15 protein-coding genes are annotated in these 19260 nt (G+C 53.6%); 4 read left to right on the top strand and 11 right to left on the bottom strand.

Going from position 1 to position 19260, the window contains the following annotated elements; translation table 11 throughout:
- Positions 1-1755: a Rieske (2Fe-2S) protein gene (locus FPZ49_RS23985; RefSeq protein WP_144851835.1), complete on the bottom strand. Its 1755-nt coding sequence runs from the start codon at positions 1753-1755 to the stop codon at positions 1-3.
- Positions 1756-2020: 265 nt separating this feature from the next.
- Here FPZ49_RS23985 and FPZ49_RS23980 point away from each other — a divergent pair, with 265 nt between their 5' ends.
- Both FPZ49_RS23980 and FPZ49_RS23975 read left to right on the top strand, forming a co-directional pair.
- A complete protein-coding gene (locus FPZ49_RS23980; protein ID WP_261381573.1) occupies positions 2021-2674 on the top strand; it encodes a CAP domain-containing protein in 654 nt (217 codons plus the stop codon).
- 126 nt (positions 2675-2800) lie between these two features.
- Positions 2801-3229, top strand: a complete 429-nt coding sequence (locus tag FPZ49_RS23975) for an SRPBCC family protein (protein WP_144851831.1) — start codon at positions 2801-2803, stop codon at positions 3227-3229.
- Between the two features lie 58 nt (positions 3230-3287).
- Here FPZ49_RS23975 and FPZ49_RS23970 read toward each other — a convergent pair whose 3' ends face one another.
- The 5 genes from FPZ49_RS23970 to FPZ49_RS23950 all read right to left on the bottom strand — a co-directional run bounded on the left by FPZ49_RS23970 (position 3288) and on the right by FPZ49_RS23950 (position 9931).
- Entirely contained in the window at positions 3288-4268 is a 981-nt protein-coding gene (locus FPZ49_RS23970) for a glycoside hydrolase family 43 protein (protein ID WP_144851829.1), read from the bottom strand.
- A 202-nt stretch (positions 4269-4470) separates the two neighbouring features.
- Positions 4471-5481 (bottom strand): Gfo/Idh/MocA family protein, encoded by a 1011-nt coding sequence (locus FPZ49_RS23965; RefSeq protein WP_144851827.1) that lies wholly within the window; start codon positions 5479-5481, stop codon positions 4471-4473.
- Between the two features lie 94 nt (positions 5482-5575).
- Positions 5576-6301, bottom strand: coding sequence for a response regulator transcription factor (locus FPZ49_RS23960; RefSeq protein ID WP_144851825.1), 726 nt, complete (start codon positions 6299-6301; stop codon positions 5576-5578).
- A 76-nt stretch (positions 6302-6377) separates the two neighbouring features.
- A complete protein-coding gene (gene pnpS / locus FPZ49_RS23955; protein ID WP_144851823.1) occupies positions 6378-8174 on the bottom strand; it encodes a two-component system histidine kinase PnpS in 1797 nt (598 codons plus the stop codon).
- A gap of 218 nt (positions 8175-8392) precedes the next feature.
- Positions 8393-9931 (bottom strand): fumarate hydratase, encoded by a 1539-nt coding sequence (locus FPZ49_RS23950; protein WP_144851821.1) that lies wholly within the window; start codon positions 9929-9931, stop codon positions 8393-8395.
- 245 nt (positions 9932-10176) lie between these two features.
- Here FPZ49_RS23950 and FPZ49_RS23945 point away from each other — a divergent pair, with 245 nt between their 5' ends.
- The gene (locus tag FPZ49_RS23945; RefSeq protein ID WP_144851819.1) at positions 10177-11322 is read left to right on the top strand and encodes a polysaccharide deacetylase family protein; all 1146 of its coding nucleotides are present in this window, start codon (positions 10177-10179) and stop codon (positions 11320-11322) included.
- A gap of 120 nt (positions 11323-11442) precedes the next feature.
- Positions 11443-12024: a 5'-deoxynucleotidase gene (gene yfbR / locus FPZ49_RS23940; RefSeq protein ID WP_144851817.1), complete on the top strand. Its 582-nt coding sequence runs from the start codon at positions 11443-11445 to the stop codon at positions 12022-12024.
- A 226-nt stretch (positions 12025-12250) separates the two neighbouring features.
- On the opposite strand, the gene FPZ49_RS23935 is transcribed toward yfbR, so the two are convergent.
- The 5 genes from FPZ49_RS23935 to icd form a co-directional block, all read right to left on the bottom strand.
- Complete coding sequence (locus FPZ49_RS23935) at positions 12251-12676, bottom strand: hypothetical protein (RefSeq protein WP_144851815.1); 426 nt, start codon at positions 12674-12676, stop codon at positions 12251-12253.
- A 103-nt stretch (positions 12677-12779) separates the two neighbouring features.
- A complete protein-coding gene (locus FPZ49_RS23930) occupies positions 12780-15899 on the bottom strand; it encodes an efflux RND transporter permease subunit (protein WP_144851813.1) in 3120 nt (1039 codons plus the stop codon).
- On the bottom strand, positions 15896-16489 hold the full coding sequence (locus tag FPZ49_RS23925) for a TetR/AcrR family transcriptional regulator (protein ID WP_144851811.1): 594 nt from the start codon (positions 16487-16489) through the stop codon (positions 15896-15898). Before FPZ49_RS23925 ends, FPZ49_RS23930 begins: the two co-directional genes overlap by 4 nt.
- A 205-nt stretch (positions 16490-16694) precedes the next feature.
- Positions 16695-17636, bottom strand: coding sequence for a malate dehydrogenase (gene mdh, locus FPZ49_RS23920; RefSeq protein ID WP_144851809.1), 942 nt, complete (start codon positions 17634-17636; stop codon positions 16695-16697).
- Positions 17637-17945: 309 nt separating this feature from the next.
- Positions 17946-19241, bottom strand: coding sequence for an NADP-dependent isocitrate dehydrogenase (icd, locus tag FPZ49_RS23915; RefSeq protein WP_144851807.1), 1296 nt, complete (start codon positions 19239-19241; stop codon positions 17946-17948).
- Positions 19242-19260: the final 19 nt, after the last annotated feature.

Genomic DNA, 19260 nt, shown 5'->3' with positions numbered 1-19260 from the left:
CTACCTTTCTTCTTCCTCAAACAGCTTCTCGCCGCGGTATAAGCGCCACGCAATATGGGCCGTATGGGGCAGCTCTCTCGCACTTGGGGCATGAGCCGCCAAATAGCGCGTACAGGCGATAAGGAACGTCTCTTGGGCCTGCTGTGCGAAGGCATCGGTGCGTGCCACCCAATGATCATATTCGGACACGGCGGCCTCGTAGAGCTGAAAGGTGTGAAATTCAGCGTCTTCACGAAGCAGCGCCAAGCCCAGCGTGCCGAGCAGCTTCTGCGGATCATGGCCTTCGCGGAGATACCCCGCCACCCAGCCCGCGGCCTCATCGACCTGCTGCCTGCGGTCCATCAGCTCAAGCAGCTCCTCCGGAGCGAAGCTTCCGCCGCTAGAAGTCCTCGGCTTCGGCTTCGGCTTGGGTGCCCGCGGCACATTGAGAAACCGGTCATGATAAATGGCCATGGCCCCGTAATACAACGCCCGGCTCAGCAGCGGCTCCTTAGAGCGGCGCAGCCGTTCATGCACGGCGTGAGCGTAGGTGAAGGTATGCAGCACGGAGACCCAATCGCTGAACTCATTTTGCGTGTGGAAGCGAACGATTCTTTCGGCCGCTGCGACAGCAATCAGCTGTGCCAAGTGCGCAGGCTCTGCGCCGCCCAGAAGAAGCTTGGTGAGCTGCTCGACGGTCTCCTCGGGCTGATCACTAAGCAGCTGCGTCACCAAAGCCTGCTCGTCGACGTGAACGGATGGCTCCGAAGCCTGCGCCTGCTGCAGCCTCTCAAATGCCCGTCTAAGCGGTGCTACCAGGTCGACCGGCGCCTGCCAGTGATGAAGCTCCTCGCTTCGCGTAGGCGAGCCGATCAGCGGGACGAGCGAAGCGAGGATCGGCTCCGTAAGGGAAGCGGAAGCCCCCAAGCTTTCCAGCGCCTCGAACGCTTTGTTATGGAAGTCGAAGGTATGCCCGCCGTCCAGGTAAAAGTGGTCCGTCACCGAGATCAGCATCAGATCGGCCAGCTGCTCGATTGCTGCGCCGCCCGAAATGGCCGTCAGGAGCAGCTTCTCCGCGCCTTGCGTGTCCCGTACCTCGACACAATCGCGATACCATCCCCTCAGCCTTTCCATAGGAACCGTAGACGACGGCAAAGCCCCCAACAAATGACGCGGCGCCTGGCCGGAGCTGGCTCTTGCTACATGCCGCAGGCCGTGGTATAGGGCAAGAATGCGTCCCGTAGTGTCCAGCTTGGGCAGCACATTTCTCATGGCCGTCAAAATCGTCAGGCCGGCTCCCCAGCCACTGCCTTGCGAGGTCCCGAACGTAACGCCGATCCGAACGATGTCATCCGCCGGAACGCCGGACTCGACCAGACCGATCACCGCCTTCGCGATCACGATGCCGATATTCTGCTCCAGCCCCTCCCGCAAACGCCGTTTCAGCTTCTCGCTATTCGCGCTGTTCCTAGGCCTGGAGCTGACCCAGACCTCCTCGTTCTCGATCTTGACATCGTAAGCCGGCACATCGTCCGCCCAAGGATCCAGCGTCCCCCCGCTGCAGATGTCAAAACGAGCATGGTGCCAATGACAGGTTAAAATCCCATTGCAAACGCTTCCCAAATGAAGTGGAAAGCCAAGATGCGGGCACCGGTTATCGATCGCTCTTACCTCATCCTCGTGGTAGAAAACGGCGATGCCCCCTTTTATAACCTTGGAATGCACCTGCTTCAGCTCCTCCAAGGTACCTGCATGAATCCAGTCCTCTGTCCGCATACCCTCGCCTCCTTTTCCAGGCTCTTCCTTCTCCCTAAGTATACAATATTTATGAGCGCTTCAGACGATGGATATGGATTTCGATTCCGGAATAATGTGAAGTCATTATGCAAAAAATTTGATCTGTACATCCACTACAACTTTGAGGCTCGAGGGGGGTATTGTTATTAAAAAGCTACTTGTCATTGCCGCCACCATGCTCGCCATTACTGGCTGTACAAGCAATCATATGACTAAAACTCAATCCACGGCGGATCGGACGAAAATGCTTTCAACACCATCCACCAATCCGTCCAATTTGACGCATGCTTCGTCAACCTCAACGACAGGGGTAGGCGAGAAAACGGTCAGAATCAAATCAGCGCCCGCGGAAACGTACAATTGGTCGGAATGGTTCAATCTGACGAACGGACAGATTCAATACCAATACCCGAATAATCCTTCCGGTTATTATCAGCAGCCGTCTTATCAGCAACCGTCAACGACTCCATCGCAGCCATCCTATCAGCAGCCTGCAGCGAGTCCAGCCACACCGTCACAATCAGGCGATTCCTCGCAGTTTGCCCAGCAGGTCTTGAATCTGGTCAATCAGGAACGCTCCAAAGCAGGTCTGAGTGCTCTCAGCATGAGCAGCGCGCTCAACAATGTGGCGATGACCAAAGCGCAGGATATGTACAACAACAATTATTTTGACCATCAGTCCCCGACCTACGGCTCGCCGTTCGATATGATGAAATCGTTCGGAGTCACCTACAGCGCGGCTGGAGAGAACATTGCCAAAGGCCAAACAAGCCCTCAAGAGGTCATGAACTCGTGGATGAACAGTCCAGGACACCGCGCCAACATCTTAAACAGCAGCTTCACGCAAATCGGCATAGCGTATTACAACAGCGAGTGGGTGCAAGAGTTTACAGGCTAAACGGTGTATAAAGCGACAGCTTGGATGCGAAGCGAAAAATCCATCCAGGTCTGTCGCTGTTTTCTTTGAGCTAGCCCAATGGTATAATTATCCATGACTTTTAATGAAGCGAGGCGGTATATACTAATGGAAACAGGAAATCAAACGACGATCACGGTAGAAACCACGGTTCATGCACCCGTTGAGCAGGTATGGGCCTATTGGACCGAGCCACAGCATATTACCCAATGGAGCTTTGCTTCCGACGACTGGCATGCACCTCGAGCCGAGAATGATGTAAGAGTAGGTGGAGCCTTTCTCACTAGAATGGAAGCGAAGGACGGAAGCTTTGGATTTGATTTTGGCGGCGTTTATAACGAAGTAAAAATCAACGAGCTGCTGGTTTACACCCTTGGAGACGGACGTAAAGTGACGGTCTCGTTTAGTGGTCGAGAGAACGGCACGCAGATTGTCGAAGTGTTTGAAGCTGAAGAGACTCACTCCATTGAGCAGCAAAAAGAAGGCTGGCAGATGTTCCTGAACAATTTCAAAAAGTATTGTGAGCAATCGAAATAAATCATTGTTGTAGCATAAAAAGCCTTCCTTGTTGTCGGAAGGCTTGTTTGTGTTGCTTTTATTTATAAGGATCTATCGTCTCGATGGTGCCGTCTTCCCGATAGCTAAGCTCCGTATATTTGACACAGCGCTTATGGTTCACTCCCCCAGATAACGAGCAATCATGGTAGAATAAATACCATTTTTCGTTGAATTGAACAATAGAATGATGCGTAGTCCAGCCGATGACAGGGGTAAGGATCGTGCCTTGGAAGACGAAGGGACCCTGCGGGCTTTTACTGATCGCATAGACCAAACAATGAGTCGTACCGGTGGAATAGGAAAGGTAGTAATACCCATTATGCTTGTGAACCCAGGGGCCTTCAAAATATCTTCGTGCCTCGTCCCCGGCAAGAATCGGCTTTCCATCAGAATCAACAATGGAAATTTCTTGAGGTGCTGCTTTCAACGTGAGCATGTCCTCGTTTAATTCAGCCATTCTCGGCCCAAAGGCCGGCTCAGTCGCAGCTGGACCGACAGCGTTCGGGTCAAAGGTGCCCGTTTGCCATTTCTCCAACTGCCCACCCCAAAGACCTCCAAAATACATATAGGCTTTGTCGTCCTCATCGATAAACACAGCGGGGTCGATACTGAAGCTGCCTTCGATATAATGCTCCTGTGGTGTAAAAGGTCCACTTGGAGACGCGCTGGTAGCTACGCCGATTCTGAAAATCCCCTCCTGATCCCTCGCCGGGAAATACAAGTAATACGTATCGTTCTTGTAGGCCGCATCGGGAGCCCATAGCTGTTTACTCGCCCATGGAATATCGTTCAGGTGCAGTGCTATTCCATGGTCTACGCAAGGAGAGTGGAAATCCTCCATGGACAGGACATGATAGTCCTCCATGGCATATTGATCTCCGTTATCATTCGTCGGTCCATCATGATCAATATCGTGTGAAGGATAAATATAGATCTTTCCCTCAAACACGTGGGCGGAAGGGTCCGCGGTGTAAATATGAGTGACTAGAGGCTCCTTCGGATTTACAATGGGTTTCATGCTTTTTCTCCTTTTTAAAAAGTATCTATGTAGATGAGTGGTAGTACCTATTGCCTTATCGTCATCGTAACAGAAGAAGCTTTGTTTGTATAGTGAATAAACTAAGTTATTTGTAAAAAAACCGTCCAGCCTTCTATGCCCAAACGGTTTGTTAAGTATTAGAGCCAAATCCTGCGCGTTCGAGGGCTGCCGGTGGCCACCGTCACACTACCACACGGCATTTCCGCTCCGCCGCTTCAAGCAGCGCATCCATCACCCGCGCTTGCTGCAGCGTGTATCCCAGCGCCTCGGCAATCGCAGGGCGCGTTTCCCCAGCTCGTGCATTCAGCACCGCCTCCGCGAACGACTCCGCCTGCCGCTTGAACGGCTCGATCCGGTTCATCGGCCACACCCGTGGGGTACCGCCGTTCAACGTGCACACCACCTCCAGCACCTCCGTCGTCGCCCGAAAATCCACCCGCAGCTTGCCCTGCGTGCCCAGCAGCTCGAAGTACGCCCCCTGCGCCACATCAAAAAAGGTCTCGATCTGCACCGTCTTGCCCTGCGGAAAATACAACGTCCCGACGAACCGCGAATCTACACCGTGAACCGGGTGGAGCCACGCCCCCGCTTCCGCCGCTTCCGGCTCCTCACCCGTAAAATACCCCGCCCAGGACACGAGATAGCAGCCGATATCATACAGCGCTCCACCGCCCCAAGACGCATTCCAACGGCTGCTCGCCACATCCGGGATGAAGGAGTAGTGACCGCGGCCATGAATCCACTCCCCGATCGTCCCGTCCGACAACAGCTTTCTAATCTCAGCTATGCCATCATAATGAAGCCATACCCGAGCTTCTTTTAGCAGCACCCCATGCTTCTGCGCCGCCTCTGCCATTTGCCGAGCCTCTGATGCGTTAAGTGCAAACGGCTTTTCCACCAGCACGTGCTTGCCAGCCTCACAGGCTTTGATCGCCCATTCATAATGCAAATGATTCAGCAGCGCAATGTATACTGCGTCAATCTCGGGATCAGCCAGCAGCTCCCCATAGGTTGCGTAGGCACGCGGCACATCATAACGCTCCGCAGCCAGCCGGCCGCTTTCTTCCTGACGCCCGGCGACGCCGAGCCATACGCCATTGCGCGATTGCTTCAATGCCGTTCCGGCCTTGCCGATAATGCGGCCCGTACCCAATACACCCCAGCGCACCATCTGTGGATTCCCCAACACCATTTTGGCCCCAGCCTCCATATTCGACAAATTTCCCGGGAAATGGAACAAGAAAAAAAGAGGCAACTCTTCTGTTCGCCCCTGCTGTAAATTTGCTCTATGCTTTTTTCCCTGATGCGGATGACGTGACCAGCTTATACCCGACTCCGCGGATCGATTCGATTTGCACCGATTGCTGATTCATCTCCAGCTTTTTGCGCAGTGAGCTGACATGCACGTCAACGGTCCGTTGACCGCCGATGTAATCGAAGCCCCAGACAATGTTCATCAGATCGTCTCGCGTCACTACCACCCCAGGCCGCTGCACCAAGTAGAGCAGCACCTCGAACTCCTTGGGCCGCAGTGAAATCGACTCCCCGCCCAGCATGACCTCATATTTCTCCGGATAAATGAACAGCTCGCCTGCGGTAATGACCTTCTCGCCCGCGCCTGCCTTCTCCTGCAGCACATCGTCCGACAGCGTACGCCGAAGCACGGCGGAAACTCTCGCCAGCAGCTCGGCCACCCCAAACGGTTTCGTAATATAATCATCCGCGCCGTATTTAAGTCCCTGTACGACTTCTTCTTCGGCATTCCGTGCAGTCAGGATGATTACCGGCGTCTTATTTCCCTTTTGGCGCAGCTTGGATAGGATTTCAAAGCCGTTCATGCCCGGAAGCATGATATCCAAAATAATGAGATCGAACGGCTGCTGCATCGCAATCTGCAGACCATCGCTGCCATGATCGGCCACCTTCGTCTCGTAGCCTTCCTGCGCCAAATTATACGTCAGCAGCCTGGCCAATGTCGGCTCATCTTCTATTACTAATATGGTTTGTGACATGAAAAACCCCCGATTCCTTGTTAAGTCAAGCTTAACATAGCCAGCATATCGGTGACAAGAAATCAAGCGATTCCTCTCACTGAATCACCGGCAGCTCAATCATAAACTTAGTGCCTGCTCCAACTTCACTTTCCACCCGGATCGTCCCTTTATGCAGCTCGACCAAATGCTTCACAATCGACAGCCCGAGCCCTGTACCACCTGAGCTGCGCGAGCGCGCCTTATCCACCCGGTAAAAGCGCTCAAAAATCCGCGGCAAATCCTTCTTCGGTATGCCGATCCCCGTATCGGAGATAGTGAATCGCACCTTGTCGAGCTCCGCTCCTTCGGCGCCGCTGGCGATCTGCTCCACCTTGACCTTCACCTTGCCGCCCTCCGGCGTGTAGTTAATGCCATTGGACAGCAGATTGATCAAAATTTGCCGCAGCCGATCCTCATCCGCTTCAATATAAATATCTTCAGGGACCTGCATCTCCAGCTCGATGGACTTTTTCTTCGCCTCGGTATTCATCACATGAAGACCATTGGTTACGAACGTCTGTACGTGCACCGGTGAAAAATGCAGCGGAATCCGCTTCGACTCGATTTTGGATAGCTCCAGAATGTCCCCGATCAGACGGTTCAGCCGCTCGCTCTCATCGAAAATAATTTGCAGGAACGACCGTGCCGTATCTTTATCCTGTAAAGCTCCGGCCAGCAGCGTCTCGGCAAAGCCCTTCACCGCCGCGATCGGCGTCTTCAGCTCATGCGATACGTTAGCTACAAACTCGCTGCGCATCCGCTCCAGCCTGCGCATCGCCGTAATATCGTGCAGTACGATCAGTACGCCGGCCCAGTCCTCATTTTGCTGCCACACTGGGTTCAAGTTGATCTCCAGCATCCGTTCGGTCGGATAGTAGAAGATCATCTCGTCCCGAATATGCTCCCGGATATCGATGCATTCTTGGATCATTTGCGTAAATTCGAACGGCTGCTTCGCTTGATCGAACGGCTTGCCTAACAGCTCCTGCGACGAAAAGCCCAGAATCTCCTCCGCCGATCGATTCAGCAGCACGATCTTGCCTTCGTGGTCGATCATCACGACCCCGCTGCTCATATGCTCGAGCACGCTCTTCAGCCGATTCTCATCCTCTGAGATTCGCTTCATCTGCAGCTGAAGGCTGTCCGCCATTCGGTTAATGGCATGCCCTAGTTGGCCGATCTCGTCTTTGTTATTGAGCGTGACCCGATATTTGTAGTTCATATCGGTAATCTGCTGCGCTACGCGCGTAATTAGCTCAATGGGGCGCGTAATGCCGTAGGCAACCCGGTAGCTTATCAGGCCGGCGAGCACAAACACGAGGAATAAGCCGGAGATCAGCCCGTACCATACTTGGCGAATGGACCGTTCCACATCCTCCAAACTCATGGCCAACCGCAGATAGGCGATGAGCTTTCCGTCGATTTTCACCGGGACCGCCGCATACAGCATATTTTGATTCAGCGTGCTGCTGAAGCGTGTGGCATAGCCCACTCCGGCTTGAGCCGCTTGTACAATTTCCTCGCGCGTCGCATGATTCTCCATATCCTGTGCCCGAAAATCCGAATCGCCCAACACCTTGCCGTCCGCACGGATAAAGGTAGCCCGGGCGTTCGCCGATAATTTGAGCTTCGCCGCGAGCTCCGTATAATAGCGCATTTGCTCCGCCTCGGTTCCATCCCGATGCCAGTCCATGGTCACCAGAATCATCTGAAGCTCCCGCGCCATATTGTCCTGAAGCGAGTCGATATAGGAATCCTGCATTTTCTTGGCCACAAAAATACCCGCTACCAGCACCGAAGAGCCGATCAAGAGGATGAAAATCAGCGTCAACCGGACTCTAAACTTGTTCATCAAGGAAATTCCCACTCCTCTAGCCCATTTCCGCGCTAGCCAAACCAAACCCGCGCAGTAGGCTGGGCTGTTAGCTGCGTTTTACTCTCTATCGTACAAGTTTGGCACGCGAAAAGAAAGTTAACGATTTGTAAATGCGAAAATCACCACTAAAAAAGCCGCCATCCCACACTACCCGTGTGAGCCTGACGGCTTGGACTTATGAGCAACGCGTCATCTTACGCGAAGACCGTTTCTTTAAATTGAGCCAGCTTCTCGCGGGAGTCTTTCTCCACATCCGCGTGCAGGCTGTTCCCGTGCGAATCCATCGTAACGATCGCTGCGAAGCCTTCGGTTTGCAGGTGCCACATCGCCTCTGGAATACCGAATTCCATAAAGTCGACGCCTTCTACCTTCTTGAAGCACTGTGCATAATACTGCGCCGCGCCGCCAATGGCATTCAAATAGACGCCGCCATGCTCTTGCAGCGCTTTGAGTGTCTTCGGCCCCATGCCGCCTTTTCCGATGACCGCGCGAATGCCGAACTTCTTAATAATATCCCCTTGGTAAGGCTCCTCGCGAATACTCGTCGTCGGGCCAGCCGCTTTTACAACCCAATTGCCTTCCGCGTCCTTGGCCATTACCGGACCGCAATGGTAAATGGCTGCACCATTCAAGTCGGTCGGAGAGTCGTGATCCATCAAATACTTGTGCAGCGCATCTCGACCGGTGTGCATCATTCCGTTGATAATGACCACATCGCCGACACGCAGCTCGCGGATTTGCTCCTCGGAAATCGGCGTTTGCAGCACGATCTCACGGCGCTCGCCAGCATCGGAAGCTGCTGCTGCATCTTTTTCACCGCCCATCGGCACTTGCTCGCCCTTCGCGTACACCCACTCATTGATGTCGCCGGTAGCGGCATCGATCAGCACGCCTTGGCGGCGGAACGCCCAGCAGTTATAAGCGACGGAAACAAAGAAGCTCGCCGGCAGACGGTTCGCCACGCCGACTTTACAGCCGAGCAGCGTCACTTGGCCGCCGAAGCCCATCGTACCGATACCAAGCTTGTTCGCGTTGTCCATGACGTACTCTTCCAGCTGGCGCAGCTCGGGGTGCGGATTCACATCATCGGCTGCACGGAACAACTGATGCTTCGCGAGCTCATAGCCCGTCGTCCGGTCGCCGCCGATGCCTACGCCGATGAATCCGGCGCTGCAGCCTTGTCCTTGCGCTTGGTACACCGCATGCATAATGCACTTGCGGATGCCGTCCAGGTCGCGGCCGGCTTTGCCGAGCCCTTCAATCTCCATCGGAAGGCTGTACTGAATATTCTTGTTCTCACAGCCGCCGCCTTTGAGAATCAGCTTCGCTTCAATCTCATCGCGCTCCCACTGCTCAAAGTGAATGACCGGTGTCCCCGGTCCGACGTTGTCACCGCTGTTGGCTCCAGTCAAGGAATCGACGGAGTTCGTGCGCAGCTTGCTGTCCTTGGTCGCTTGTGCTACCGCAGCGATGATTTGCTTTTTCATCTCGATCTGATTGGCTCCGACAGGCGTATGAACGATAAAAGTCGGCATCCCGGTATCCTGGCATATCGGCGACACATTGCACTCCGCCATATGAATATTGTCGGCAATCGTGGAGAGCGACAGCGCGGAACGCGTTCCGGCGTCCTCCTTCTCCTGGGCAGCTTGAATCGCCTGACGGACATCGGCCGGCAGGTTTGTGGACGTTTCGACGATCAGCTTATAAATACTCTCTTGAAAATGCTTCATGATTAGTAAAAAGGCTCCTTTCCCTCATATGAATGAGGCTCAGATAACTATAAACATGCATAACTCTATCATACCACATCACGGAACCAAAAACATGGTTTTCATAGATGGCCACCGCCTGAACAACCCGAAAATTAATGCCATTAATTATATCTCGAATGCAGGAAAATGCTCATGTTTCTAGAATAACTTCTTTATAGACTACTAGGCATTTATAACTATCTTTTAAGGAGTACGGTACTATCATGAGAAACCTCATCCTCAAGGCGCTCGCACTTACTCTCATCGGTCTTAGCACCCTGCTCCCTTCCCTAAATGCCGCCAAAGGCAACCTGCTGTACAAGGACCAGGTGGCCGTTATTATGTATCATCATATCGATGATGATGCGAAGAGCGCAGGCACGATCACGACCCAGCTGTTTCACGACCAACTGACCTTATTGAAAAGCAAAGGGTACCAGTTTATTACACTCAAACAGTTCAAAGCCTACATGGCCGGCGCGTCCGTACCAAACAATGCGGTGCTGGTGACGTTCGACGACGGTTACGAGAGCTTTTATGTAAACGCTTATCCGATTCTAAAAAGCATGCGTATCCCCGCCGTCAACTTCGTCATTACCGGCGATTTGGAGAACCCGCTGGCGAGCTACGTTCCTTCCATGTCCAGAGATGAGATCATCGAAATGACGAGCGATACGAATTTCATCGATGCGCAGTGTCATACGAACAATTTTCACTATACGCTTCCAGACGGAAGTCCCGCGCTGCTTGGACGCTTCGTGACGAATGGGCATAAAGAGACCGACGAGGAGTATAAAAACCGCGTCGTCTCCGATACCGAGACCTGCGTCTCCAAACTCAACGAGTTGTACAGCGAACCGGTCGACTCCTACGCTTACCCGTACGGCTTCTTTGATAAAACGGCTGTTAGCTACGTTATGCAAGGCGGGATTAAGTACGCCTTCACGGTTGTGCCGGAGATGGCGACCCGCCAGGTCGACCTGATGCAGATTCCGCGGATTAACGCCGGGAATATAGCGGTTTCGCCGGAGGTGCTGCATAACTCGATCCTTCGCCGGATTGTTGCCCCTGTCGCTCCCGGCACGGAGCTGAAGCTGGGCGAGACGATGAGCCAGCTCGGAGGGCAGGCGCAGCTAGCTCACGATAAAGTGTCGATCCAGTATCAGAAGATCAGCTGGACCGGAACTGTGAACAGCACCCAGCTGACGTCGCCGGATGGCCGAACGCTCACCTTGGAGAAGCCGATCACGCTGAAAAGCAGCCAGCTCTACATCCAGCTCAAAGATTTGGAGAAGGTAATCGGCTCGCAAATCGTGTATAATCCTACTGTGCAAAGCTACTCCGTGCGCCAAACCCCAGCAGCCAAATAAGCTGCTGCCGCGCGAGAATGGTACGGCCTACGGCTGGAGCGAGCAACATTAGCTGACAGCGGTCCCTTGAGTTGGAGCGTTGGCACCCTTACTGCTGCAGCGTGAATAGGATGATGTGCAGTGGACAGTCATTTTTTTGCTTATATGTACCGGTTGCGCTACATCGAGCGTTGGAGCTTGATGCGCAACGTTGTGAAAGAGAACGTCGCAGAGCATTCGTTTCATGTAACCCTGCTGACGCATGTGCTCTGTACGATTGCCAATGAGGTGTTCGGACGGGACGTCCCGACGGATAAAGCCGTCAGCATGGCGCTGTTCCACGATGCCACTGAGGTGTTCACAGGCGACATTCCGACCCCGGTGAAGCACCATAACCCTAAAATTTTGTCCAACTTCCGAGAGATCGAGCACCTCGCCGCGGAACGGCTCCTGGATATGATTCCGGAGCCGCTGCGCAGCGTGTATGACCCTTTAATCGCCACGAAAAATGAGGACTACGCCGAGCTCAAGCTCTTCGTCAAAGCGGCCGACCTGCTCGATGCGTACCTCAAATGCGTGACCGAGCTGTCCGCAGGCAATCGTGAATTCGCCACGGCGAAAAAACAGATTGAAGAGTCCATGGAGAAGCTGGCGATGCCGGAGCTGGATTACTTTTTGAAGCATATGGCGCCGAGCTTGGAGAAGACGTTGGATGAATTGTAGGATGAATTGTAGGATGGAGGACGATTTGATGGCCTCCGAGGGAAAAGGCATTTGCTCAGCTCAGATACGTTTTCCTCCCGATCCTTTGATTAGACAGGTAGGATGGATCGGAGGAAAAAACTCGCCGTTCAGACTACGATAAAACTCTCCTCCCACCTCGTCGGTTGAGGGATGGGCAGTAAAAAGCAACAGGCCAGGGATGCCCCCTGGCCTGTTTTCTTACTTTTTAAAATACGTTCGGGAATTTCATCAGCGTGATCGTCAAGAAGAACAGGATGCCGATGATCGTGCTGAGCGTGCGGATCGAGCCGAGCTGCTCCTTGATCTTGCTGCCGGACGGGTCAGCCAGTGCGAGACGCATCCGTTTGCCGACAATGCCGGATAGGGCGCCAATCGCCAATAACAAGACCACGGCCAGAACCATCCAGACTACGGGGTAGCTCCCTTTGCCCACCAGATAGCCGCCGGACAAGAACGAGATGACGAGTGCCAGTTGACCCACGCGGTTCAGTGCGAACAGCACGTGCAGAAAGCCGTATTGTCCCGCGCCGGTCGGCAGCGCACTCACTCGTGCCGCCAGAAACGGAAGCATTAAGTAAAAGCCCATCAAGACCGCACCTAAAACGTGTAAATATAAAAACACTTGCATCATGATACGGGGTGCCTCCCTATGAATTTGCGAATTTTGTCATGTACATAGTTTAGTATATCGAAGGCGGTGCCTTGAAGCAAATGGCAGCCCTGCCTTGAGCTGATTAGTGATGATGCAGCGTTTTCCCGGCCTTGGCTGCCCGCTTCATTCTCCAGCGCTGCAGGATGACGAATAGCGAAGGCACGACGATCAGCGTCAGCATCGTAGAGTAGATCAACCCTGAGATGATCGTAATGCCCATCGGACGCCACAGGTTGCCGCCCATGATGGTCATCGGAAGCAGCCCGCCGATCGCCGTCGCCATCGTAAGCAATATCGGACGAAGCCGTGCCTTACCGGCCTCCGCCACCGCTTCATACAGCTCCAAACCGCGCTCCATCGCCTGCTCGATAAATTCGATCAGAATGATCCCGTTGCGCACGACGATCCCCGATAAGCTGACGAGCCCCATCAGCGCCATAAAGCCGATCGGCGAATGGGTGAGGTACAGTCCGATCACCGCGCCACCGGCCGCCAAGTACACCGTAGAAAGAATAAGCAGCGGAATCGACAGCGAATAAAACTGCATAACCATAATGATATAAATCAACAAAATCACAATGATCGACAGCTTGCCGATCGAGGCGAAGGCGCCGTTGCGTTCTTCATTTTCACCGCCCAGCTCAACGGTATAGCCGGTAGGCAGCGTGTATTTTCCGAGCTCCACTTTCAAATCCTTTACAATCTCATCGGCGAGCCGATCCTGCGTGTAGCTGCGGACGATGATCGTGCGGGTTTGATTGCGATGATGAATCGTCTTGATGACGCTGCTGTTACGCAAATCGGCGACCTCACGCACGGCGATCGTGCCGCCTTTTTGCATCGGAACGTACATCTTTTTCATCGTCTCGACCGGATCTACGGTTTTCGCTTGGGCATACATCGTCACATCCAGCAAGTCCTCGCCTTTCTGCAGCTCGGTTACGGTGAGTCCCTCGGTAGCAATCCGCAGCGTCATGGACAAATCCTTATCGTTCACGCCGAATAAGCTCAGCTTCGCCGGATCCGGCTGCACCTCGATGCTGTTCATGTCGGTTCCGACATCGTCCGATACACTAACCGTACCGGGGATCTTCTTCAGCATCTCTTGCACATCGCTGGAAATTTGGTGCAGCTCCCCCAGCTCACTTCCGCTGATCCGAACCGCAATCGGCGCACCGACCGGCGGCCCCTGCTCAAGCTCCCGCGGCGTAATCTCCACCTCCGCAGGGAACATGCTCTGCAGCTGCTCCCGCCACGTGTTAATGACCTCCTTGGTGTGAATCGCCTTCGGATCAATCTTGACGAACAGCTGGCCGATATTCGTCCCCGTCCGCTCCATCTCAGAGTAATAGAACCGCGGCGCAGAACGCCCCGCATAGGCCGAAACAAACTTGACCCCTGGCTGCTGCTCCATCCAGGAAGCCGCTTTGCGGATCGTATAATCGGTCTCCGCGAACACTCTCCCCGTTGGCAGCTTGAAATCAATCAGCAGCTCATCCTTCTCCGCCGGCGGAAAATACTGCACCCCGAGCAGTGGGAGCAGGCCGAATGCGCTGGTCCCAAGGAGGAGCGCAACGATCCCCGTCAGCAGCGGGCGGCGGAGAAACGCATGGATCTGCTTGCCATAAAAGGTGCTGAGCCGCTGAATCGGCTTGCCCAGCAGCCCAGGCGCCGGTGCAGCCACGAGATTCGTCGGGGCAGTGTGCTCGCTGGAAGCAGCAGCCTGTGGTTTTCGCCCCCGCTCTCCCACCCACTGCCGGAAAATCGGAATGATCGTCAGCGACATCGCCATTGATGCGGCAAGCGTCAGCGAGATGACCACCGGCAAAGGCCGGATGAAGCTTCCGATGTTCCCTTTCAAAAAAAACAACGGCAGGAACGCCGCCGCGGTAGCGATCGTCGCTGTTAAGATCGAGATCGCAACATCACGGCTGCCCTCCAGCGAGGCCTTGCCTGGGTCATCCCCAAGCTGCAGTCTGCGCTGAATATTGTCATTCACAACAATCGCGTCATCCACCAGAATCCCCAGCACGATAACGATCGCCACAATCGTAATCTGATTCAAGTCAATACCCATCATCTCGACCGGAATAAACCCGATGGTGATAGAAACCGGAATGGCCAGCGCCACGATCAGCGACGTCCCGAAGGTCAAGCCGAGCGAGCAGACCACAATGACCGCCAAAATCCCGATTAACAGCTCCCGACCGAGATCCGCGAACAAATGGTTCAAGCTCTCCTGCTGTGTAAACAGCGACTCCAGCTTCACGCCTGCGGGCAGCTTTGCCGACAGCTCCTGCACCTTCTTCTCGATCCGCTTCTGCAGTGCCGGAATATCGGCGCCTTTTTCCGCATTAATAACGAGATCGAGCGCCGGCTTGCCATTATGTAAAATAGAAGCCTCCTGCTTCTTCGGCCGCAGCTGAACGTCCGCTACATCTTTGATCTTCAGCGTTTTTCCGTTAGGCAAGCCGTAAATCTCCGTCGCTGCAATATCATCAGCCGACTTCCACTCGCCGGTCATATTCACATAGTATTGCTTATTCCCCTTATCCACTGTCCCGAGAGGAACGCGGTCATGCTTATTGGTCAGCGCCTGCGCAATTACGCCCCAGGGCAGCCGGAACGTATCCAGCTTATCGGCATCCAGCGTAATTGCCACTTCTTGCTCCGGCAGACCGACGATCTCGACATTGCTGACGCCTTCCACGGTGGCCAGCTGCTTTTTCCACAAATCCATCGTTGGTCTCAGCGGCTCCAGCTGCTCCGGGCGCTCCACGACAAAATGCAGAATCTGCTCCGCGATTTTACTCAAATCATCATTGACGACCGGCTGATGAGCCTCTTCCGGCAGGTCGCTGACGGCGGACTGCACCTTCTGCCGCAGCGTGTCCCACGTACGCTTCAAATCCAGTTCAGGCTTCACTTCCACCGTGATCGTAGAAACATTCGCAGACGAAGTCGAGCTGAGCACGGAAATGCCGCTCATCTCCTTGATTTTCTCCTCCAGAGGACGGGTGACGAACTGCTCCACCTTTTCCGGCGAGGCTCCGGGATAGACCGTCGTGACCAGCGCCTGTGTCAGCTCAATCTCCGGGTTCTCCCTCTGCTTCAGCGTAGCGATATTGACAAAGCCCAATAGCACCGCCATAAAAAAGAACAGCAGCGTCACTTTGCGAAACTTGAGAAGCTTGCTGATCATGGGGAACTCACTTCCGGTTTGCAATTGATGTTGACCCCAACTAAAATTTCCGTCAGCGCATCAATCTTCTCGAGTCCAAGCCTGCGCTCGATAAACCACTGGTAGGCCGCCATTTCCACCATGCCGATTTTGGCATACGCCGTCATCTCGAGCTGCTCGTCGGTGTAGCCTGGGTAGGCTCCGAAGTGCTTCAAGATTTGCGTGATGTGCCCCGCCATTCGAGCGTAAAACTGCCGCGAAATGTCCACGATCTCCGGAGACGCTGCTCCATGCTGGTTAATAATGTTCAGAATGGTCCGGTTATGATAATAGATCGTGAGCGTTTGCCGAATGATCCGGTACATAATCGTATCCTCGCTGACCTGCTCCGAGTCCGACGAGCCTTGAGCCAAAGCCTGCGCAATCTCATCCAGGCACGCCTCCGCTACGCTGCGATACAAATCTTCCTTGCTTTTAAAATATAAATAAAACGTCCCCTGCGCCATCCCGGCATCCTTCACGATGTCCGACACCTTCGTCGCATGATAGCCCTTTTCTTCAAAAAGCTTCAGCGCCGAGGCGATCAGGCTCGTTTTTTTCTCTTCCGCCATGGTGATGCCCCTTCCCGTTCATGGTTACTTCGAACCACCCAAATCTGTCCGCTCCAATTATGACTGACTAGTCAGTCAGTAACAATAATATCATGGCAGAGAATGTCAGAGCAAACCAGACCCTGTGCAAAAAATAAAACAGCGGCAGTCCCGGACGATCGTTCTCGCCCAGTACTGCCGCTATTATTTCTCGAGGCTACCGGAATTAACCGGTTACCACTTTAATGACATTGCGTACGGAATCGGCGGATTTGTCGAGCGCCGCTTTTTCTTCCGGGAGCAATTCGAGCTCGAAAATTTTCTCGATCCCGCTGCCGCCGAGCAAGGTCGGTACGCCCATGAACAGGTTGTCATAGCCGTATTCGCCCTCCAGCAAGGCGATAGAAGGAATGATGCGCTTCTTATCCTTCAAGATCGCTTCCGTCATTTGCACCAAGGACGCTGCCGGTGCATAGTAAGCGGAGCCGTTGCCGAGCAGGTTGACGATCTCGCCGCCACCTGTACGTGTGCGTGCCACAATCGCTTCGATGCGGTCTGCGGAGATCAGCTTCTCGATCGGAATTCCGCCCACGTTGGAGTAACGTACGAGCGGAACCATGTCATCGCCGTGGCCGCCGAGCACGAAGCCGCGAACATCTTCCACGGATACGTTCAGCTCCTGCGCTATGAATGTGCAGTATCGGGCAGTGTCAAGCACACCCGATTGACCGATGACGCGATTTTTCGGAAAGCCGAGTGCTTGGAATGCCACATACGTCATAGCATCAACAGGGTTACTGAGAATGATGACGATCGTTTCCGGGCTCGTTCTCTTGATGTTTTCGCAAACGGATTTTACAATGCCTGCGTTGGTATTGACGAGGTCGTCACGGCTCATGCCGGGCTTCCGTGCGATCCCTGCAGTGATGATGACAATATCCGAATTGCTCGTATCATCATAGTTGGATGTGCCGATGATGTTGGCATCGAAGCCTTGCACCGGCGAAGCCTCGAGCATGTCGAGAGCTTTCCCCTTGGTTGGATTTTCAAGCTGCGGAATGTCGAGCAGTACGACGTCGCCGAGTTCTTTTTGCGCGAGCATCAGAGCTGTTGTTGCGCCTGTGAAGCCTGCGCCTACAACGGTAATCTTTTTGCGTTGGATAGCCATATGTTATTGCCTCCTGTGCATGGATTTAGATTTAAAGGTCTTCTTAAATAAGATTGTGACCTTAAGCGCTCTTCGACAAACGCGTTCTCCAACGAGCCTCCCATTCATGTGCCCTCGCAAGCATGATAAGCGATCCTTTGTATTCCCCGCGATCACGGTAAATACAAAAAAAGTCGCGTTCCCCTCACCAAAATCCATTGGTGTATCATCTTGCGAGAACCGCCACTCGTCGTCCACGGGCGAACCCTGGGGCCGTGCAGTCAAGCGCTAGCCTGACCGCACCGTCCCCTTGGTTCCTATTGCCCAATATTAGAAGTTTTCGATAATTTGGTTAGCGAACTCGGAGCATTTTACTTCCGTAGCGCCTTCCATCAAACGTGCGAAGTCGTAAGTAACTGTCTTGTTGTTGATCGCAGTTTCCATCCCTTTGTAGATCAGTTCAGCTGCTTCCAGCCAGCCCAGATGCTCAAGCATCATAACGCCGGACAGAATTACGGAGCCTGGGTTAACCACGTCAAGACCAGCATATTTCGGAGCTGTACCATGAGTAGCTTCGAAGATCGCGTGACCCGTTACGTAGTTAATGTTTGCGCCTGGAGCGATACCGATACCGCCAACTTGAGCAGCCAGAGCGTCGGACAAGTAGTCGCCGTTCAGGTTCAGCGTAGCGATGACGTCGAAGTCAGTTGGACGAGTCAATACTTGCTGCAGAGCGATGTCTGCAATCGCGTCCTTAACGATGATTTTACCGGCAGCTTCCGCTTCTTTTTGAGCCTTGTTAGCAGCGTCTGCGCCTTGTGCTTCTTTAATTTTATCGTATTGAGCCCATGTGAAGGTTTTGTCGCCGAATTCTTGCTCAGCCAGCTCATAGCCCCAGTTTTTGAAGGCACCTTCCGTGAACTTCATGATGTTGCCTTTGTGAACCAGTGTCACGCTCTTACGGTTATGCTCGATAGCGTACTCGATTGCAGCGCGAACCAAACGCTTGGAGCCTTCGGAGGAAACCGGCTTCACGCCGATACCGGAAGTCTCAGGGAAACGAATTTTCTTCACGCCCATCTCGTTTTGCAGGAACGCCAGCACTTTCTTCACTTCTTCGGAGCCTGCAGCCCACTCGATACCTGCGTAGATGTCCTCTGTGTTTTCACGGAAAATCACCATGTCAACCAGCTCAGGACGTTTTACTGGGGAAGGCACGCCTTTGAAGTATCGAACTGGACGGGAGCAAACGTACAGGTCAAGCTCTTGACGAAGAGCAACGTTCAAAGAACGGATCCCGCCGCCGATTGGCGTAGTCAAAGGTCCTTTGATTGCAACAATGTACTCGCGGATCGCTTCCAAAGTATCGTTAGGCAGCCAGTTGTTGTATTGGTTGAATGCTTTCTCACCGGCGAATACTTCGTACCAAGCGATTTTCTTCTCGCCTTTGTATGCTTTCTCTACTGCAGCGTCAAGCACGCGCTTGGAAGCAGCCCAGATGTCCGGACCTGTGCCGTCACCCTCGATGAAAGGAATGATCGGGTTGTTAGGAACGTTCAACTTGCCGTTAGTGATTGTGATTTTTTCGCCTTCTGTTGGCAGGGAATATTGTTCGAATTGTGGCATGAGATATGTAAGCCTCCTC

It is taken from the genome of Paenibacillus cremeus, assembly GCF_007786445.1.
Classification (GTDB): domain Bacteria; phylum Bacillota; class Bacilli; order Paenibacillales; family NBRC-103111; genus Paenibacillus_G; species Paenibacillus_G cremeus.
This window is presented reverse-complemented; position numbering and strand designations above follow the sequence as displayed.